Source organism: Pseudomonas sp. ef1, from assembly GCF_007293365.2.
Classification (GTDB): Bacteria; Pseudomonadota; Gammaproteobacteria; order Pseudomonadales; family Pseudomonadaceae; genus Aquipseudomonas; species Aquipseudomonas siliginis.
Window position 1 is genome coordinate 646,068 of sequence record NZ_CM129815.1, and the last position, 17,402, is coordinate 663,469.

A 17,402-nucleotide genomic window follows, 5' to 3' on the forward strand; every position below is an offset into this window, starting at 1 on the left:
ACCGGAACGACCCTACGTGAGCTTCAGACAGCCCCTACTCGCTTTACTGATACTCGCCTCGTTCCTCAGCGGCTGCGCCAGCCTTGATGTGCCGCGCGAACCAAGCCAGGCCCTGCCGGCGTCGGACTCCAGCTTCGGCCGTTCGATTCAGGCTCAGGCCGCACCCTACAAAGGGCAGTCGGGGTTTCGCCTGCTCTCCGACAGCGGCGAGGCGTTTACCGCCCGCGCCGAGCTGATTCGTCATGCGCAGGTCAGCCTCGATTTGCAGTACTACATCGTCCACGACGGCATCAGCACGCGGATGCTGGTGGAGGAAGTGTTGAAGGCGGCCGACCGTGGCGTGCGCGTGCGCATCCTGCTCGACGACACCACCAGCGACGGCCTCGACCAGATCATCGCGACGCTGGCGGCACATCCGCAGATCCAGATTCGTTTGTTCAATCCGTTGCACCTGGGGCGCAGCACCGGCGTAACGCGCGCGGCCGGGCGACTGTTCAATCTGTCCGTGCAGCATCGGCGCATGCACAACAAGTTGTGGCTGGCGGACAACAGCGCGGCCATCGTCGGCGGGCGCAATCTGGGCGATGAATATTTCGACGCCGAAGCCAACCTGAATTTCACCGACATCGACATGCTCAGCATCGGCCCGGTGGCCGAGCAGCTCGGACACAGTTTCGACCAGTACTGGAACAGCGCGCTAAGCAAGCCGATCGACGAATTCCTCTCCAGCCAACCGACTGCCGCCGACCTGCAAAACACGCGCACGCGCCTGGAAGAATCGCTGGAAGAAACCCGCAAGCAGAACCACGCGCTGTATCAACAGTTGATGAAATTCACCACCGACCCGCGCATGGACATCTGGCGCAAGGAGCTGATCTGGGCCTGGAACCAGGCCTTGTGGGATGCGCCGAGCAAGGTGCTGTCCAAGGGCGAACCGGATCCGCATCTGCTGCTGACCACGCAACTGGCGCCGGAACTGACCGGCGTCAGCAAAGAGCTGATCATGATTTCCGCCTACTTCGTGCCGGGTCAGCCAGGGCTGGTATATCTGACCGGGCGCGCCGATGCCGGGGTCTCAGTGAGTCTGCTGACCAATTCGCTGGAGGCTACCGACGTGCCGGCGGTGCATGGCGGTTACGCGCCCTATCGCAAGGCGTTGCTCGAACACGGGGTGAAACTTTATGAGTTGCGCCGCCAGCCTGGGGATAACTACGGCAGCGGGCCACGCGTGTTCTACAGCAAGTCGTTTCGCGGCTCGGATTCCAGCCTGCACAGCAAGGCGATGATCTTTGATCGACGCAAATCGTTTATCGGCTCGTTCAATTTCGACCCGCGCTCGGTGCTGTGGAACACCGAAGTCGGCGTCCTGGTGGACAGCCCGGAACTGGCCGAGCATGTGCGCGCACTGGCACTGCAAGGCATGGCGCCAACCTTGAGTTATCAGGCGAAACTCGAGGACGGCAAGGTCGTCTGGGTCACCGAAGACAACGGCCAGATGCACACCCTGACCAAGGAGCCGGGGAGCTGGTGGCGGCGCTTCAACTCATGGTTCAGCACCAGCGTCGGCCTGGAGCGGATGCTGTAAAAAGCAAAGATCGCAGCCTTCGGCAGCTCCTACAGGGCAAACGCATTTCCAACTGTAGGAGCTGCCGAAGGCTGCGATCTTTTGATCTCAAGCAGTCTGGATTTTGCCGAAGGCGCCCTGGCGCAACAACAGGATAACCAACCCGAAAGCCCCCGCCGCCATCAACAGTGGCAACGCATGCCCGTTGATCCACTGACTCCCCGCCCCCGCCGCCAATGGCCCGACCAGACAACCGACACCCCACAACTGGGCAATATGCGCATTGGCGCGCACCAGCGCATCGTCACGATAACGCTCGCCAATCAGAATCAGCGACAGGGTAAACAAGCCGCCAGCACTAGCGCCGAACAGCACCCACAGCGGCCAGATCAGCAGCGTGTCGAGCAGCATTGGAATGGCCAGACTCGACAGCATCAACACCACAGCGCAACCAGCAAACAGCGTGCGCCGCGACAGGTAATCGGCCAATGCGCCGATCGGCAATTGCAGCAGCGCATCGCCGACCACCACGGTGCTGACCATGGCCAGCGCGATTTCGGCGGTGAACCCCTGTTGCAGACAGTACACCGGCAGCAGCGTCAGGATCATCGCCTCGAACGCGGCGAACAATGACACCGCCCAGGCAATCGCCGGCAGCTCACGGGCAAAGCCCCACAGATCGCCAAAGGTCACGCTGTTGGCCTCGCTGCTCGGCGCGCCGCTGCGCCCCAGCAGCAGGAAAGGCGAGAGCGTCAGCAGACCGGCCCCGACCCAGAAACCGTAATCATGCTCGGTACCCAGCGCACCCAGCAGCAACGGACCGGACAGCTGGCTCAGCGCATAGCTGCTGCCATACAGCGCCACCAGACGCCCGCGCCACTGCTCGACCACCAGCTGATTGATCCAGCTCTCGCCGAGGATGAACACGATGGTCAGGATCACACCGATCAGCAACCGCAACAGCAACCAGATCGGATAACTCGGCAGCAGCGCCAGCAGGCCGATCGACAATGCCCCGGCCCACAGGCACAGGCGCATCAGGTTCGCCGTGCCGAAATACGCGGCGAGATGGCTGGAAACCTTCGCCCCCAGCAGCACGCCTATTGCCGGCATCGCCGCCATCACACCGATGGCGAACGAGCCGTAGCCCCAGCCCTCCAGACGCAACGACACCAGCGGCATGCTGACCCCCAGGGCCAGGCCGACACTCAAGACAGACGCCAACACGGCGAAATACGTCGCCCACCGCATGTTCCACGCTCCTGTGGATATTTTTATATGCACCACAAAATCACTGTGGGAGCGAGCCCCTGTGGCGAGGGGATTTATCCCCGTTGGGTCGCGCAGCGGCCCCAAAACCTGCAACCACGATGTACCAGGTACACCGCGTGCAATGGTTTAGCGGCTACTTCGCAGCCGAACGGGGATAAATCCCCTCACCACAGAGGCTCGCTCCCACAGGGGATCTCTGTTTGGTCAGGAAGCCCGGAGTGACCGGGCTCGCTAACGTCTTACAGCTTGATCCACGTCGCCTTCAGCTCGGTGTACTTGTCGAAGGCGTGCAGCGATTTGTCGCGACCGTTGCCCGACTGCTTGAAGCCACCGAACGGCGCGGTCATGTCGCCGCCATCGTACTGGTTGACCCACACGCTACCGGCGCGCAAGGCCTTGGCGGTCAGGTGCGCCTTGGAGATGTCCTGGGTCCACACCGCTGCGGCCAGACCGTATGGCGTGTCGTTGGCAATCTGGATGGCTTCTTCGGCGCTGTCGAAAGCGATCACCGACAACACTGGGCCGAAAATCTCTTCCTGAGCAATCTTCATCGCATTGCTCACACCATCGAAAATGGTTGGCTCGACGTAAGTGCCACCGGTCTCCTGGAGGATGCGCTTGCCGCCGGCGACCAGTTTGGCGCCATCGCTATGGCCGGATTCGATGTACGACAGCACGGTGTTCATCTGCTGGGTATCGACCAGCGCACCGACGTTGGTCGCCGGGTCCAGCGGATTGCCGGGCTTCCAGGTTTTCAGCGCCTCGATCACCATCGGCAGGAATTTGTCCTTGATCGAGCGCTCGACCAGCAGACGCGAACCAGCGGTGCAGACTTCGCCCTGGTTGAAGGCGATGGCGCTGGCGGCGGATTCAGCGGCGGCCTGCAGATCCGGCGCATCGGCGAAGACGATGTTCGGGCTCTTGCCGCCGGCTTCCAGCCAGACGCGCTTCATGTTCGATTCGCCGGCGTAGACCATCAGTTGCTTGGCGATCTTGGTCGAGCCGGTGAAGACCAGCGTGTCGACGTCATTGTGCAGACCCAGCGCCTTGCCGACGGTGTGGCCGTAGCCCGGCAGTACGTTGAGCACGCCTTTGGGAATACCGGCTTCAATGGCCAGCGCAGCGATACGGATGGCGGTCAGCGGCGACTTTTCCGACGGTTTGAGGATCACCGAGTTGCCGGTCGACAGCGCCGGGCCGAGTTTCCAGCAGGCCATCATCAGCGGGAAGTTCCACGGCACGATAGCGCCGACCACGCCCACCGGCTCACGGGTTACCAGGCCCAGTTGATCATGTGGGGTCGCGGCGACTTCGTCGTAGATCTTGTCGATCGCTTCACCGCTCCAGCTCAACGCCTGCGCGGCGCCCGGCACGTCGATGTACAGCGAATCGCTGATCGGCTTGCCCATGTCGAGGGTTTCCAGCAGCGCCAGTTCTTCGGCGTGCTGTTTCAGCAGGCTGGCGAAGCGGATCATGGTGGCTTTGCGTTTGGTCGGCGCCAGGCGCGACCAGACGCCGGAATTGAAAGTAGCGCGAGCGTTTTCCACGGCGCGGTCAGCATCGGCGGCGTCACAGCTGGCGATCTTGCCGAGCAAGCGGCCATCGACCGGGCTGATGCATTCGAAGGTTTCGCCGGAAACGGCGTCGGTGTATTCGCCATTCAGGAAGGCGCGGCCTTCGATTTTCAGATCGCGGGCGCGTTGTTCCCAGTCGGCACGAGTCAGGGTGGTCATTCGGGTGTCCTCCTCTTATTGAATACGAGCACCGCAAGCGCTGCGGCGCTGTTCAAGAATTCTGCCCGGCCAGCCTGCACTTTCGGCCCGAGGCACCCGCCACCCTAAACCAGCGACCGGGTTTGTTTCAATATATTTGACATAAGCTGGCCATACGGCCTTGCGGTGTTCATTTTAATAAACATAGACTTTGGCCCATTCCAGCCAACGCGCCGTCATTAACGGAGAAAACAACAATGAACATCCAGAACGTCGTCGACATCAGCCTCGCCAGCAGCGAAGCCGAGCGTTATCGCCCGGACCCGGCGAAAGTGCTCAAAGGCGACCCTGAGCAAGCGGTGTTTCATCAATACGACAGCCCTTGTGGGCAAATGGGCGTTGGTGTGTGGGAAGGCGCGGTGGGCCAGTGGACGGTGAATTACACCGAGCATGAGTACTGCGAGATTCTGCAGGGGGTTTCGGTATTGCGTGACAGCGATGGCAATGCCAAGACCTTGCGCGTTGGCGATCGCTTCGTGATACCGGCGGGGTTTCGCGGCACCTGGGAAGTGCTGGAGGCTTGCCGCAAGGTTTATGTGATCTTTGAACAGAAGGCTTGAGTCTTCGAGCTGATCTGAACGGCCCCTTCGCGAGCAGGCTCGCTCCCACATTCGAACGCATTCCATTGTGGGAGCGCAGGACAGGCAACACCAAATCCGAGGCAAACAAAAAAGGCCCGTATCTCACGATACGGGCCTTTTTCGCAGTCAGGAAAAATCAATTACTTGATTTTGCCTTCCTTGTACATCACGTGCTTGCGAACAACCGGATCATATTTCTTGATCTCGATTTTGTCCGGGGTAGTACGCTTGTTCTTGTCGGTAGTGTAGAAGTGACCAGTACCGGCGCTCGAGATCAAACGAATCAATTCACGCATGATTAGCTCCCTTAAATCTTGCCATCGCGGCGAAGTTCGGCGAGCACGACAGTGATGCCACGCTTGTCGATGATACGCATGCCTTTGGCAGATACGCGCAGACGCACAAAACGTTTCTCTTCTTCAACCCAGAAGCGGTGATGCTGCAGGTTCGGCAGGAAACGACGACGGGTTTTGTTGTTTGCGTGGGAAATGTTATTCCCAGTCACCGGACCCTTACCGGTAACTTGACATACTCTCGACATGCCTCAGCCCTCTAAAACCACATGCCCAACCCGGCATGGGTTGGCCGCTTAATCTCTCAGTCATTTGGCGCCAGGCGCCGCGTTTCTTTAGAGGTCTTACCGGCTACACCTACAGTGAAGGAACCGGGCCCCTAGAAAAGAGCGCTGCTTTATACCAGAAAGACCGGGGTGCAACAACAATCGGTGTGCAATCAATCGGCAAAAGGGCAATTTTTTCCGCCGCAGACGCCTTGGACAAAGGCTGCGGCCAGTTTTGACCACTCGTCGCAGAAATCCCGTCCTACAGGCGATTCAGACTTTTCATCGGGCGGCCCACGCTCGAAACCGCGCAAGAGTGCGCCTGAAAATGCAAAAAGGGGATAGTCATTTGCAATTCAGAGCTCTAGGGTAGGACTTTTCCAGACTGCACTTGCAGATGGGCCTTCGATCTGTAAAGGAAACCGACCATGCGCCTCGCTGCCCTACCCCTGTTGCTCGCCCCGCTCCTGCTGAGCCCCCTTGCCCAGGCCGCCGCGTTGAGCGTGTGTACCGAGGCCAGCCCTGAAGGGTTCGACGTGGTGCAGTACAACTCGCTGACCACCACCAATGCTTCGGCTGACGTATTGATGAACCGCCTGGTGGATTTCGACACCGCCAGCGGCAAGGTCATTCCGAGCCTTGCCGACAGCTGGGAAGTCAGCACCGACGGCCTCACCTATGTGTTCAAACTGCACCCGCAGGTGAAATTTCATACAACCGAATACTTCAAGCCGAGCCGCGAACTGAGTGCCGAAGACGTCAAATTCAGCTTCGACCGCATGCTCGACCCGGCCAACCCGTGGCACAAAGTCGCCCAGAGCGGCTTCCCCCATGCGCAGTCGATGCAACTGCCGACCCTGATCAAGAAGATCGACGCCCTCGACCCGCTCACCGTGCGTTTCACTCTCGATCATCCGGATTCGACCTTCCTCGCGACCCTGAGCATGGGTTTCGCCTCGATCTATTCCGCCGAATACGCAGACAAACTGATGAAGGCCGGCGCCACCGACAAACTCAACAGCCAGCCGATCGGCACCGGCCCGTTCGTGTTCAATCGCTTCCAGAAAGACGCGGCGATTCGCTACAAGGCCAACCCGGATTATTTCCATGGCAAGCCTGCCGTCGACCCGTTGATCTTCGCCATCACGCCGGACGCCAACGTGCGCCTGCAAAAGCTGCGGCGCAATGAGTGCCAGATCGCCCTGTCGCCGAAACCATTGGATGTACAGGCCGCGCTGAAGGAGCCGACACTGAAAGTCGAAAAGACTGACGCGTTCATGACCGCTTTCGTGGGCATTAACAGCCAGCATCCGCCACTGGACAAACCGGAAGTGCGCCAGGCGATCAACCTCGCTTTCGACAAGGCCAACTACATCAAAGCCGTGTTCGAAGACACCGCCGAAGCGGCCAACGGCCCGTACCCGCCGAACACCTGGAGCTACGCGAAGAACCTGCCGGGCTATCCGCACGACCTGAACAAGGCGAAGGCTTTGCTGGCCAAGGCCGGCTTGAAGGACGGCTTCCAGACCACGATCTGGACGCGGCCATCGGGCAGCCTGCTCAACCCGAACCCAAGCCTCGGCGCGCAGATGCTGCAGTCGGATCTGGCCGAGATCGGCATCCAGGCGGAAATCCGCGTGATCGAATGGGGCGAACTGATTCGCCGCGCCAAGGCCGGCGAACATGATCTGCTGTTCATGGGCTGGGCCGGCGACAACGGCGACCCGGACAACTTCCTCACCCCGCAATTTTCCTGCGCGGCAGTGAAGTCCGGGACCAACTTCGCCCGCTACTGCAACGCCGATCTGGACAAGCTGATCAGCGCCGGCAAGACCACCAGCGAGCAAGGCGTGCGCACCAAGCTGTATGAACAGGCACAGGCGCAGATCCAGCAGCAGGCATTGTGGCTGCCACTGGCGCACCCGACGGCCTACGCTTTGACGCGCAAGGATGTTCAGGGGTATTCCGTCAGCCCGTTCGGCCGCCAGGATTATTCCAAGGTCAGCCTCAAGCCCTAAGCGGCAAGCGGCAAGCGGCAAGCTAGAGCACTCCGCGCGCAGCTCCAGCTTGCCGCTTGCAGCTAGAGGCTTGCCGCTGCTCTTTTACATCCAGCCACACTCCGCCATCGACAGCGGCTCGCCGTCTCCGACGATGAAGTGATCGAGCACTCGCACGTCAATCAGCTCCAGCGCTTTCTGCAGGCGCTTGGTCAGCAGCCGATCGGCCTGACTCGGATCGGTGTTGCCGGACGGATGGTTGTGACAGAGGATCACTGCTGCGGCGTTATTGGCCAGCGCGCGCTTCACCACCTCCCGGGGGTGCACGCTGGTATTGTCGATCGAGCCGCGAAACAGCGCCTCGAAATTCAGCACCTGATGTTTCGAATCGAGAAACAGGCAGCCGAACACCTCGTGCGGCTCATGCCGCAGCATCGCCTTGAGGTAGTCGCGGACGACCTGAGGGTTTTCCAGTGCCGGTTTCTGTCGTGAGCGCTCGGCCAGATGGCGCTTGCTCATTTCCTGCGCAGCTTGTAGCTGGGCGAACTTCGCGGGGCCAAGGCCCAGTTGTTTGCTGAATGCGTCCTGATCGGCCTCGAGCAGCAAACGCAGGCCACCGAATTGCGTCAGCAGATGTCTGGCGAGGTCGACAGCGCTTTTTCCGGGCAATCCGGTGCGCAGAAAAATCGCCAACAACTCAGCGTCCGAAAGACTCCCTGCGCCGTGTTCCAACAGCCTTTCCCGCGGCCGTTCCGCCGCCGGCCAATCGCGAATACTCATAGCACCTCCTTGTCTGTGGGCGCCGCTGTTCCGTAGCGGTCGCTGTGATATCGTAGCCCATCTTTTTGGCGGTCGATTCAACCCTGGGGAGGGGTATCGCGCCGCCGTCATCAACGAAATGAAAGGCAGACCTATGCAGCGGCTGTATCGGAAACGCATCGTTCTGGGCGTCGGCGGCGGCATTGCGGCCTACAAGAGCGCCGATCTGGTTCGCCGCCTGATCGACCAGGGTGCCGAAGTGCGCGTGGTCATGACCCATGGCGGCGCCGAATTCATCACCCCGCTGACCATGCAGGCCCTGTCGGGCCACCCGGTTCACCTCGACTTGCTCGACCCTGCCGCCGAAGCCGCCATGGGCCATATCGAGCTGGCGAAATGGGCCGATCTGGTGCTGATCGCCCCGGCCACCGCCGACCTGATCGCACGTCTGGCCCAAGGCATTGCCAACGATCTGCTGACCACGCTGGTGCTGGCCACCGACGCCGTGGTTGCCGTCGCACCAGCAATGAATCAGGCGATGTGGCGCGACCCGGCGACCCAGGCCAACCTGCAACTGTTGGAGAGCCGTGGCCTGAAGACTTTCGGCCCGGCCTCGGGCAGCCAGGCCTGCGGCGACGTCGGCATGGGCCGCATGATGGAAGCCACCGATCTGGCACTGCTCGCCGCCGATTGCTTCCAGCGCCAGGCATTGACCGGCAAGCATGTGGTGATCACCGCCGGCCCGACTCAGGAAAACATCGACCCGGTGCGCTACATCACCAACCACAGCTCGGGAAAAATGGGCTTTGCCCTCGCCGAAGCAGCCGTGGAAGCCGGCGCCCGTGTCACTTTGATCAGCGGCCCGGTGCACCTGCCGACGCCTGATCGCGTGACGCGGATCGATGTGGTCAGCGCCCGCGATATGCTCGCCGCCTGCGAATCAGCCATGCCTTGCGACGTGTTCATCTCGTCGGCAGCGGTGGCGGACTACCGCCCTGAAGTCGTAGCCCCGCATAAACTCAAGAAAGATCCTACGAGCGGTGACGGCTTCGTCCTGCAAATGGTGCGCAACCCGGACATCCTTGCCACCATCGCGACCCGTCCCGACCGTCCGTTCAGTGTCGGCTTCGCTGCCGAAACCGAACACCTGCTCGACTACGCTGCACGCAAGCTGAAGGACAAGAATCTCGATCTGATCGTCGCCAACGACGTCGCCAACCCGAGCATCGGTTTCAACAGCGAAGAAAACGCCTGCAGCGTCATCGACCGTGAGCTGCACGCCACGGTTTTCGCCCAGACCAGCAAGAGCAAGATCGCTCGCCAACTGGTCACTTTTATCGCCGAACGTCTGAACCAGGTTTAATTTACATGCACGCTTTGCAAGCCAAGATCCTCGATCCACGCATCGGTAGCGAATTCCCGCTGCCGCAATACGCCACGCCAGGCTCCGCCGGCCTCGACCTGCGCGCCATGCTGGAACAGGACATCGTGATCAAACCGGGTGAAACCGTGCTGATTCCCACCGGCCTGTCGGTCTATATCGGCGACCCGAATCTCGCCGCACTGATCCTGCCGCGCTCGGGCATGGGCCACAAACACGGCATCGTTCTGGGCAATCTGGTCGGCCTGATCGACTCCGATTACCAGGGCCCGCTGATGGTCTCCTGCTGGAACCGCGGCCAGAGCGACTTCACCATGACCGTCGGCGAACGTCTGGCGCAATTGGTGCTCGTGCCGGTGGTTCAGGCGCATTTCGAAATGGTTGAAGAGTTTGTCGAGACCGAGCGCGGTACCGGTGGTTTTGGCCATACCGGCACCAAATAACCGGATAGAAATTATTGTGGTGAGGGGGTTTATCCCCTCGCCACAAAAAATGCGCTACATCGGCAGCAGGTTTTAACACCGTAAATCAAGGTTTTGCCGGCCGAAAGCCACGCCAGCCGGGGCGTCATGGCCCTTTCATAGCACGAACTCTCTGTGGAAAACGCCGTCATACCCTTCAGTTTGAGCCTGCCGTCGAACATTTCGCCGGTCTGTCCCGCCCTTTTCGAGATGGAGCATGTCCACAGATGAGCACCCCCGCCAAGATCGCCCCGAAGCTGCCTGACAGCATTTTCCGCGCCTACGACATTCGCGGCACTGTGCCGGAATACCTCAACGGTGAAACCGCTTACTGGATCGGCCGTGCCATCGGCTCGCAGAGCCTGGCCCAGGGCGAGCCGAACGTGTCGGTCGGTCGCGACGGTCGCCTGTCCGGCCCGGAGCTGGTCGCGGAACTTATTCGCGGCATCGCCGAGAGCGGTTGCCACGTCAGCGATGTCGGCCTGGTGCCAACGCCAGCGCTGTATTACGCCGCCAACGTGCTGGCCGGCAAGTCCGGGGTGATGCTCACCGGTAGCCACAATCCGTCGAACTACAACGGTTTCAAAATCGTCATCGCCGGCGACACCCTCGCCAACGAGCAGATTCAGGTGCTCCACGAGCGCATCAAGAACAATGACCTGAGCAGCGGCCAGGGCAGCGTCACTCAGGTCGAAATCCTCGACCGCTACAACACCGAAATCGTCCAGGACATCAAACTGGCCCGCCGCCTGAAAGTCGTGGTCGACTGCGGCAATGGCGCGGCCGGTGTGATCGCCCCGCAACTGATCGAAGCGCTGAACTGCGAAGTCATCCCGCTGTTCTGCGAAGTCGACGGCAACTTCCCGAACCATCACCCGGATCCGGGCAAACCGGAAAACCTCGTAGACCTGATTGCCAAAGTCAAAGAGACCAACGCCGATATCGGCCTGGCCTTCGACGGTGACGGCGACCGCGTTGGCGTGGTGACCAACACCGGCAGTATCGTCTACCCGGATCGTCTGCTGATGCTGTTCGCTCGCGACGTAGTGGCGCGTAACCCGGACGCGGAAATCATCTTCGACGTCAAATGCACCCGTCGCCTGGTGCCATTGATCAAGGAATACGGTGGTCGGCCGCTAATGTGGAAGACCGGTCACTCGTTGATCAAAAAGAAAATGAAACAATCCGGCGCACTGTTGGCCGGCGAAATGAGCGGGCACATCTTCTTCAAGGAACGCTGGTTCGGTTTCGACGACGGCATCTACAGCGCCGCACGTCTGCTGGAGATCCTCAGCAAGGAAAAATCCACCGCGGAAGAGCTGTTTGCGACCTTCCCGAACGATATTTCCACGCCGGAAATCAATATCCATGTGACCGAAGAGAGCAAATTCAGCATCATTGATGCACTGCACGATGCTCAGTGGGGCGAAGGCGCCGACCTGACCACCATCGACGGCGTGCGTGTCGATTACGCCAAAGGCTGGGGCCTGGTGCGCGCGTCCAACACCACACCGGTGCTGGTGCTGCGCTTCGAGGCCGATGACGAGGCTGAATTGCAGCGCATCAAGGATGTGTTCCACGCCCAACTGAAACGCGTTGCACCTGATCTCCAACTACCGTTCTGATCCACCCGGAGCCCTGAATGACCCTCGAACGCGAAGCCGCCGCCAACACTGCCAAGGTCCTGTCCGAAGCGCTGCCTTACATCCGACGCTATGTCGGCAAGACCCTGGTGATCAAATACGGCGGCAACGCGATGGAAAGCGAGGAGCTGAAAACCGGCTTCGCCCGCGACATCGTGCTGATGAAAGCCGTGGGCATCAACCCGGTGGTCGTGCACGGTGGCGGCCCGCAGATCGGTGACCTGCTCAAGCGCCTGTCGATCGAAAGCCACTTCGTCGACGGCATGCGCGTTACCGACGCGGCGACCATGGACGTGGTGGAAATGGTCCTTGGCGGTCAGGTCAACAAGAGCATCGTCAACCTGATCAATCGCCATGGCGGCAGCGCCATCGGCCTGACCGGTAAGGATGCCGGGCTGATCCGGGCGAAGAAGCTCACCGTCTCCCGCCAGACCCCGGAGATGACCCAGCCGGAAATCATCGACATCGGCCATGTCGGCGAAGTCGTCGGCATCAATACCGAGCTGCTGAACCTGCTGGTCAAAGGCAACTTCATTCCGGTCATCGCGCCGATTGGCGTCGGTGAGAACGGCGAGTCGTACAACATCAACGCCGACCTGGTGGCGGGCAAGGTTGCCGAAGCACTGAAAGCTGAAAAGCTGATGCTGCTGACCAACATTGCCGGCCTGATGGACAAGTCGGGCACCGTGCTGACCGGTCTGAGCACGCAGCAGGTCGACGACCTGATCGCCGATGGCACAATCTACGGCGGCATGCTGCCGAAGATCCGCTGTGCACTGGAAGCGGTTCAGGGTGGCGTAGGTAGTTCGTTGATCATCGACGGGCGTGTGCCGAACGCGATCCTGCTGGAAATCTTCACTGATACTGGCGTGGGTACGCTGATCAGCAATCGCAAGCGTCCTTGATGGCTGATCGCTGAAAGCAAAAGATCGCAGCCTTCGGCAGCTCCTACAGGGATTTCGCACATGCAGGAATCCGCTTTTGTAGGAACTGACGAAGGCTGCGATCTTTTTTGTGCGCGCAGGAAACGCCTGACTCGACACAGCGAAACGTCCGACATCCCTCCAGAACAAATCTCCATAGGATCTTCCCCTCATCCAACGGAGATTCACTCATGCAGAAAGATTACGTTCCCTACGGCAGCGATGTTTCAGCAGGCACCTACGAATGCGTGGACTGCGGTCATCGTTATTCCAATCAAGCCAAGACTTCAATGCCGCCCTGCCCGCAGTTTCGCAAGACGGCGCATGTCCTGAACGGCTGGAAAACCCTCACCGGCCAAGGTGACGCCCCTCAAGATCCGTACCCGGAAAAAACCGAAAAGCCGGCTGCCAGCAAAAAATAACACCGGAGCGCCTGAGCCATGCAGATCTCGTTCACGATCGACGCCGACGCTTTCGAGCAGGAACAGAAGGAACCGGTGAAAAAGACCTTGCGCATCGGCGATGCGGAAATCGCCCATGCGCTTTTCTGGTGGTGATCAGCTCGACGTGATTCGCGATGAATTGAACATGCTCATCACCCAGAACGAGCCGACCTTCAAACCCATCACCAAACGCAAGGGCAGCGCCGGGCAATTCGAGATCAGCGAAGATTCCCACGCATTGCTCTGCGCAACGCTGGGTCTGAATGCCGTTCAGTGACATCGTCGCGGTCAGTGGCTTGCTGCTGACCCTGACTACGTTCATGTTCAATCTGGCATGGCCGGCGCTCAGGACTGGCGCTGAGACTGCTGATCAAATGGCAAAAACTGCGTAGACCACTGTAGGAGCTGCCGAAGGCTCGGGCCGCGATCGGACGATCTTTTGATCTTGATCCTGAAAAACAAGATCAAAAGATCGCAGCCTTCGGCAGCTCCTACAGGTGCGTATCACACGCCAAATTGGGCGCGGTACGCTTCCACGGCTGGGAGGTGTTGCTTGAGCTGCGGATCGTCGGCGAGGAACTCCAGCACCTGATTCAGCGAGACGATGCTGATCACCGGAATGCCGAAGTCGCGCTCGACTTCCTGGATGGCCGACAATTCGCCGTTGCCACGCTCCTGGCGGTTCAGCGCGATCAGCACACCGGCGGCTTTGGCGCCGTCTTGGGAAGCGATGATCTGCATCACTTCACGAATGGCGGTGCCGGCGGTGATCACGTCGTCGATGATCAAGACTTCGCCAGTCAGCGGCGCGCCAACCAGGCTGCCGCCCTCGCCGTGGGCCTTGGCTTCCTTACGGTTGAAGCACCACGGCAGGTCACGAGCGTGATGCTCGGCCAGCGCAACGGCGGTCGTGGCCGCCAGCGGAATACCTTTATAAGCCGGGCCAAACAGAACGTCGAAGGGGATGCCGCTCTCGGTGATGGCGGCGGCGTAGAAACGCCCCAGCTGCGCCAGGGCCGAACCCGAGTTGAACAGGCCGGCGTTGAAGAAGTAGGGACTGGTGCGCCCGGACTTCAGGGTGAACTCACCGAAGCGCAAAACGCCGCGATCGATGGCAAAACGAATGAAATCGCGCTGATACGCTTGCATGAAAAAAACCCCAAATACCACGGATTTAGCTAATTAGCTTGACGCCGTGTATCATACACGCACGCGATTTTTGGGGCCATTTATGCGGATCATCAGTGTGAACGTCAATGGTATTCAGGCGGCAGTCGAGCGCGGTTTGCTCAGTTGGCTGCAAGCCCAGAATGCCGACGTCATCTGCCTGCAGGACACCCGTGCCTCCGCCTTTGAACTGGATGACCCAGCCTTCCAACTGGATGGCTACTTCCTTTATGCCTGCGATGCTGAAGTCCCTGCCCAAGGCGGCGTGGCTTTGTATTCGCGGTTGCAACCGAAGGCTGTCATCAGCGGTCTCGGTTTCGAGACGGCCGACCGCTACGGGCGCTACCTGCAAGCAGATTTCGACAAAGTCAGTATTGCCACCTTGCTGTTTCCTTCGGGGATGAACGGCGATGAGGACTTGAACCAGAAGTTCAAGCTCATGGACGATTTCGGCAAGTACCTGGACAAACAGCGACGCAAACGTCGCGAGTACATTTATTGTGGCTCGCTGTACGTTGCGCAGCAGAAACTCGACATCAAGAACTGGCGCGACAGCCAGCAATCTCCAGGCTTCCTGGCGCCGGAACGCGCCTGGATGGACGAGATTGTCGGCAACATGGGCTATGTCGATGCGCTGCGCGAAGTCAGCCGCGAAGGCGATCAGTACAGCTGGTGGCCGGATAACGAACAGGCCGAGATGCTCAATCTGGGCTGGCGTTTCGATTATCAGATCCTGACCCCGGGCCTGCGTCGCTCGGTGCGCAGTGCACGCCTGCCGCGTCAGCCACGGTTTTCGCAGCACGCGCCGTTGATCGTCGACTACGACTGGACGCTGACCATCTAAGCGTCGTATCGCAGCCAAAGAAAATGCCCGCATCGTGAGATGCGGGCATTTTTTATGCGCCGTGCTTCCTAAACCGCAGCGAAGAATGGCAAGGCCAGGTACAGCTTGATCACGATGACGTTGACGATATCGATGAAGAACGCTCCTACCATCGGCACCACCAGAAACGCGATTTGCGAAGGGCCATAGCGCTGCGTCACCGCTTGCATGTTGGCAATGGCCGTAGGCGTGGCACCCAGCCCAAAGCCGCAGTGTCCCGCAGCGAGTACGGCGGCATCATAGTTGCTGCCCATCACCCGAAACGTTACGAAAATCGCGAACAGCGCCATGACCAGCGCCTGCACGGCCAGAATGATGAAGATCGGCAATGCCAACGCCGCCAGATCCCAAAGCTTCAGCGACATCAGCGCGATCGCCAGAAACAGCGAGAGGCTGACATTGCCGAGCACGGAAACTTCACGCTCGAACACCTGATACAAGCCAAGTGCTGACAGACTGTTGCGCAACACCACACCTACAAACAGCACGCAAACAAACGTCGGCAGTTCGAACGCAGTGCCATGCAGAACGCCATTCAGAAGGTTGCCAGCGAGCAGGCTGACGGCAATCAGCGCCAGCGTTTCGACGAACGAAAACGGCGTGATCGAGCGTTCCTTGTTCGGCTGCTCAAAACCTCTTGGCAGTCGCGGCGCTTGTTGCGTATTGCAACCTGGCACTTGAACACGCTTGATCAGCAATCGGGCAACGGGCCCACCGATCAGACCACCCAGCACCAGACCGAACGTCGCTGAGGCCAGCGCCAGCTCTGAAGCCGAGGCCAGGCCATATTTCTCGCTGAACACCGCGCCCCATGCCGCGCCAGTGCCGTGGCCGCCGGCCAGCGTGATCGAGCCCGTCAGCAAGCCCATCAAAGGGTCGAGCCCGAGCAGGGTTGCCAACCCGATGCCCATGGCATTTTGCACCACCAGCAAGCCAATGACCGCCAGCAGGAAGATACCGACTATGCGGCCGCCCTTCTTCAGACTGGCAAGGTCAGCACTCAAGCCAATGGTGGCAAAGAAAGCCAACATCAGGGGGGTTTGCAATGATGTATCGAAGCGGACTTCAATGTCGAAAGTGCGCAATATCAACAGGAGCACGGCAACCACCAGGCCACCCGCTACCGGTTCAGGAATATTGTAACTTCGCAGAAAGCCGACACGCGTAACAAGTCCGCGTCCGAGCAGTAGTACTAAAGAAGCGGCCACGAGCGTGCCGTAGAAATCGAGCTCAATCATGTGGATTATTCTTGGCTAAGTATTCACGAGGCGAGCGTTTACCTGGGCTCTACTGGTGAACCGGCTGATTTTCTCAACACTGATTACTGGGGAATTCAAGTGCCATCGATGGCTTGAACATATCGGAATGTTTCAACCGAAACATTACATCGTGCAACTTTAACAATCAGCTCGCGCCAATAACAAGAACGGAAATAAGCACTGGACCGATCAGTTGTGACCAAAGATGTTATAGAGAAATATCAGCAAATAAGTGCCAAACCGCACATCGTTAACAGACTAGTCCTACAACAAAAACCAATTATTAAGTTGCACAAATAAAAATACCCCGATAAGTCGGGGTATTTTCATATTGCGATACAACAGACTTTCACTTGATCAATCGCCAGGTGAACGGATATCTGTATGGGAAACCTTCGTTGGCTTTGACCTCTGCAATGATCGTCAGGACCAGTGCGGCGATCGCCAACAAACCAAACAGGAAGAAACCAATGATCAGCAGCATGAGCAGGAAGCAGATCATTGAGGCTATCGCCACCGTGATCTGAAAATTCAACGCCTCTTTGCCCTGTGCATCGATAAAAGGGTCTTTCTCGCGCTTCATCTGCCACAGGATCAACGGCCCGATCAGATTGCCGAACGGAATCCAGATCCCCAGCAAGGCGGACAGGTGACAGAACATTGCCCACTGGCGAACCTCCTGGCTCGGTTTGGGCAGCAACTCTTGCTCGTCACTCATCATGTCCTCCTTGTGGTCGA

17 protein-coding genes and 1 pseudogene are annotated in these 17,402 nt (G+C 59.4%); 10 read left to right on the top strand and 8 right to left on the bottom strand.

All coding sequences use genetic code 11. The features are described from left to right. Nucleotides 1–16 precede the first annotated feature (16 nt). Nucleotides 17–1,585, top strand: a complete 1,569-nt coding sequence (locus FEE99_RS03140; RefSeq protein ID WP_041476640.1) for a phospholipase D family protein — start codon at nt 17–19, stop codon at nt 1,583–1,585. Between the two features lie 87 nt (nt 1,586–1,672). On the opposite strand, the gene FEE99_RS03145 is transcribed toward FEE99_RS03140, so the two are convergent. Then, nucleotides 1,673–2,815: an MFS transporter gene (locus FEE99_RS03145; protein WP_041476639.1), complete on the bottom strand. Its 1,143-nt coding sequence runs from the start codon at nt 2,813–2,815 to the stop codon at nt 1,673–1,675. A gap of 260 nt (nt 2,816–3,075) precedes the next feature. Continuing rightward, nucleotides 3,076–4,569 (bottom strand): aldehyde dehydrogenase, encoded by a 1,494-nt coding sequence (locus FEE99_RS03150; protein WP_041476638.1) that lies wholly within the window; start codon nt 4,567–4,569, stop codon nt 3,076–3,078. A gap of 236 nt (nt 4,570–4,805) precedes the next feature. On the opposite strand from FEE99_RS03150, the gene FEE99_RS03155 reads away from it, so the two are divergent. Next, nucleotides 4,806–5,168, top strand: coding sequence for a cupin domain-containing protein (locus FEE99_RS03155; RefSeq protein WP_016772555.1), 363 nt, complete (start codon nt 4,806–4,808; stop codon nt 5,166–5,168). A 161-nt stretch (nt 5,169–5,329) separates the two neighbouring features. Here the strand turns inward: FEE99_RS03155 and rpmG are convergent, their stop codons facing one another. Continuing rightward, a complete protein-coding gene (rpmG, locus tag FEE99_RS03160) occupies nt 5,330–5,485 on the bottom strand; it encodes a 50S ribosomal protein L33 (RefSeq protein WP_016772554.1) in 156 nt (51 codons plus the stop codon). An 11-nt stretch (nt 5,486–5,496) separates the two neighbouring features. After that, complete coding sequence (gene rpmB / locus FEE99_RS03165) at nt 5,497–5,730, bottom strand: 50S ribosomal protein L28 (RefSeq protein WP_007920377.1); 234 nt, start codon at nt 5,728–5,730, stop codon at nt 5,497–5,499. Between the two features lie 446 nt (nt 5,731–6,176). Between rpmB and FEE99_RS03170 the strand changes: the two genes are divergently transcribed. After that, nucleotides 6,177–7,766 (top strand): ABC transporter substrate-binding protein, encoded by a 1,590-nt coding sequence (locus tag FEE99_RS03170; protein ID WP_041476637.1) that lies wholly within the window; start codon nt 6,177–6,179, stop codon nt 7,764–7,766. A gap of 84 nt (nt 7,767–7,850) precedes the next feature. Here FEE99_RS03170 and radC read toward each other — a convergent pair whose 3' ends face one another. After that, nucleotides 7,851–8,525: a RadC family protein gene (gene radC / locus FEE99_RS03175; protein WP_041476636.1), complete on the bottom strand. Its 675-nt coding sequence runs from the start codon at nt 8,523–8,525 to the stop codon at nt 7,851–7,853. Nucleotides 8,526–8,658: 133 nt separating this feature from the next. Between radC and coaBC the strand changes: the two genes are divergently transcribed. The 6 genes and pseudogenes from coaBC to FEE99_RS03205 all read left to right on the top strand — a co-directional run bounded on the left by coaBC (nt 8,659) and on the right by FEE99_RS03205 (nt 13,632). Further along, nucleotides 8,659–9,867, top strand: coding sequence for a bifunctional phosphopantothenoylcysteine decarboxylase/phosphopantothenate--cysteine ligase CoaBC (gene coaBC, locus FEE99_RS03180; RefSeq protein WP_016772551.1), 1,209 nt, complete (start codon nt 8,659–8,661; stop codon nt 9,865–9,867). Nucleotides 9,868–9,872: 5 nt separating this feature from the next. Further along, nucleotides 9,873–10,328: a dUTP diphosphatase gene (gene dut, locus FEE99_RS03185; RefSeq protein ID WP_041476635.1), complete on the top strand. Its 456-nt coding sequence runs from the start codon at nt 9,873–9,875 to the stop codon at nt 10,326–10,328. 239 nt (nt 10,329–10,567) lie between these two features. Continuing rightward, nucleotides 10,568–11,971: pseudogene (locus FEE99_RS03190) on the top strand (phosphomannomutase/phosphoglucomutase); the annotation flags it as partial. A gap of 17 nt (nt 11,972–11,988) precedes the next feature. Next, complete coding sequence (gene argB / locus FEE99_RS03195) at nt 11,989–12,894, top strand: acetylglutamate kinase (protein ID WP_016772548.1); 906 nt, start codon at nt 11,989–11,991, stop codon at nt 12,892–12,894. A gap of 209 nt (nt 12,895–13,103) precedes the next feature. Next, nucleotides 13,104–13,334 (top strand): hypothetical protein, encoded by a 231-nt coding sequence (locus FEE99_RS03200; RefSeq protein WP_041476633.1) that lies wholly within the window; start codon nt 13,104–13,106, stop codon nt 13,332–13,334. A gap of 115 nt (nt 13,335–13,449) precedes the next feature. Beyond that, the gene (locus FEE99_RS03205; protein ID WP_052392124.1) at nt 13,450–13,632 is read left to right on the top strand and encodes a hypothetical protein; all 183 of its coding nucleotides are present in this window, start codon (nt 13,450–13,452) and stop codon (nt 13,630–13,632) included. 227 nt (nt 13,633–13,859) lie between these two features. Here FEE99_RS03205 and pyrE read toward each other — a convergent pair whose 3' ends face one another. Continuing rightward, nucleotides 13,860–14,504 (bottom strand): orotate phosphoribosyltransferase, encoded by a 645-nt coding sequence (gene pyrE, locus FEE99_RS03210; RefSeq protein WP_041476632.1) that lies wholly within the window; start codon nt 14,502–14,504, stop codon nt 13,860–13,862. An 82-nt stretch (nt 14,505–14,586) separates the two neighbouring features. Between pyrE and FEE99_RS03215 the strand changes: the two genes are divergently transcribed. Further along, a complete protein-coding gene (locus FEE99_RS03215; protein WP_016772543.1) occupies nt 14,587–15,366 on the top strand; it encodes an exodeoxyribonuclease III in 780 nt (259 codons plus the stop codon). Nucleotides 15,367–15,434: 68 nt separating this feature from the next. On the opposite strand, the gene gltS is transcribed toward FEE99_RS03215, so the two are convergent. Together gltS and FEE99_RS03225 are read right to left on the bottom strand one after the other, a co-directional pair. Further along, complete coding sequence (gltS, locus tag FEE99_RS03220) at nt 15,435–16,643, bottom strand: sodium/glutamate symporter (RefSeq protein ID WP_041476631.1); 1,209 nt, start codon at nt 16,641–16,643, stop codon at nt 15,435–15,437. Between the two features lie 370 nt (nt 16,644–17,013). Beyond that, nucleotides 17,014–17,382 carry a DUF4870 domain-containing protein gene (locus tag FEE99_RS03225; RefSeq protein ID WP_143978904.1) on the bottom strand — a complete coding sequence of 123 codons (369 nt, stop codon included), beginning with the start codon at nt 17,380–17,382 and terminating at the stop codon, nt 17,014–17,016. Nucleotides 17,383–17,402 lie beyond the last annotated feature (20 nt).

What these genes read in the sequence shown, in the direction of transcription:
- FEE99_RS03145 (WP_041476639.1), bottom strand. Translation starts at nt 2,815, where the DNA reads ATGCGGTGGGCGACGTATTTCGCCGTGTTGGCGTCTGTCTTGAGTGTC.
- FEE99_RS03150 (WP_041476638.1), bottom strand. Translation starts at nt 4,569, where the DNA reads ATGACCACCCTGACTCGTGCCGACTGGGAACAACGCGCCCGCGATCTG.
- FEE99_RS03155 (WP_016772555.1), top strand. Translation starts at nt 4,806, where the DNA reads ATGAACATCCAGAACGTCGTCGACATCAGCCTCGCCAGCAGCGAAGCC.
- rpmG (WP_016772554.1), bottom strand. Translation starts at nt 5,485, where the DNA reads ATGCGTGAATTGATTCGTTTGATCTCGAGCGCCGGTACTGGTCACTTC.
- rpmB (WP_007920377.1), bottom strand. Translation starts at nt 5,730, where the DNA reads ATGTCGAGAGTATGTCAAGTTACCGGTAAGGGTCCGGTGACTGGGAAT.
- FEE99_RS03170 (WP_041476637.1), top strand. Translation starts at nt 6,177, where the DNA reads ATGCGCCTCGCTGCCCTACCCCTGTTGCTCGCCCCGCTCCTGCTGAGC.
- radC (WP_041476636.1), bottom strand. Translation starts at nt 8,525, where the DNA reads ATGAGTATTCGCGATTGGCCGGCGGCGGAACGGCCGCGGGAAAGGCTG.
- coaBC (WP_016772551.1), top strand. Translation starts at nt 8,659, where the DNA reads ATGCAGCGGCTGTATCGGAAACGCATCGTTCTGGGCGTCGGCGGCGGC.
- dut (WP_041476635.1), top strand. Translation starts at nt 9,873, where the DNA reads ATGCACGCTTTGCAAGCCAAGATCCTCGATCCACGCATCGGTAGCGAA.
- argB (WP_016772548.1), top strand. Translation starts at nt 11,989, where the DNA reads ATGACCCTCGAACGCGAAGCCGCCGCCAACACTGCCAAGGTCCTGTCC.
- FEE99_RS03200 (WP_041476633.1), top strand. Translation starts at nt 13,104, where the DNA reads ATGCAGAAAGATTACGTTCCCTACGGCAGCGATGTTTCAGCAGGCACC.
- FEE99_RS03205 (WP_052392124.1), top strand. Translation starts at nt 13,450, where the DNA reads ATGCGCTTTTCTGGTGGTGATCAGCTCGACGTGATTCGCGATGAATTG.
- pyrE (WP_041476632.1), bottom strand. Translation starts at nt 14,504, where the DNA reads ATGCAAGCGTATCAGCGCGATTTCATTCGTTTTGCCATCGATCGCGGC.
- FEE99_RS03215 (WP_016772543.1), top strand. Translation starts at nt 14,587, where the DNA reads ATGCGGATCATCAGTGTGAACGTCAATGGTATTCAGGCGGCAGTCGAG.
- gltS (WP_041476631.1), bottom strand. Translation starts at nt 16,643, where the DNA reads ATGATTGAGCTCGATTTCTACGGCACGCTCGTGGCCGCTTCTTTAGTA.
- FEE99_RS03225 (WP_143978904.1), bottom strand. Translation starts at nt 17,382, where the DNA reads ATGAGTGACGAGCAAGAGTTGCTGCCCAAACCGAGCCAGGAGGTTCGC.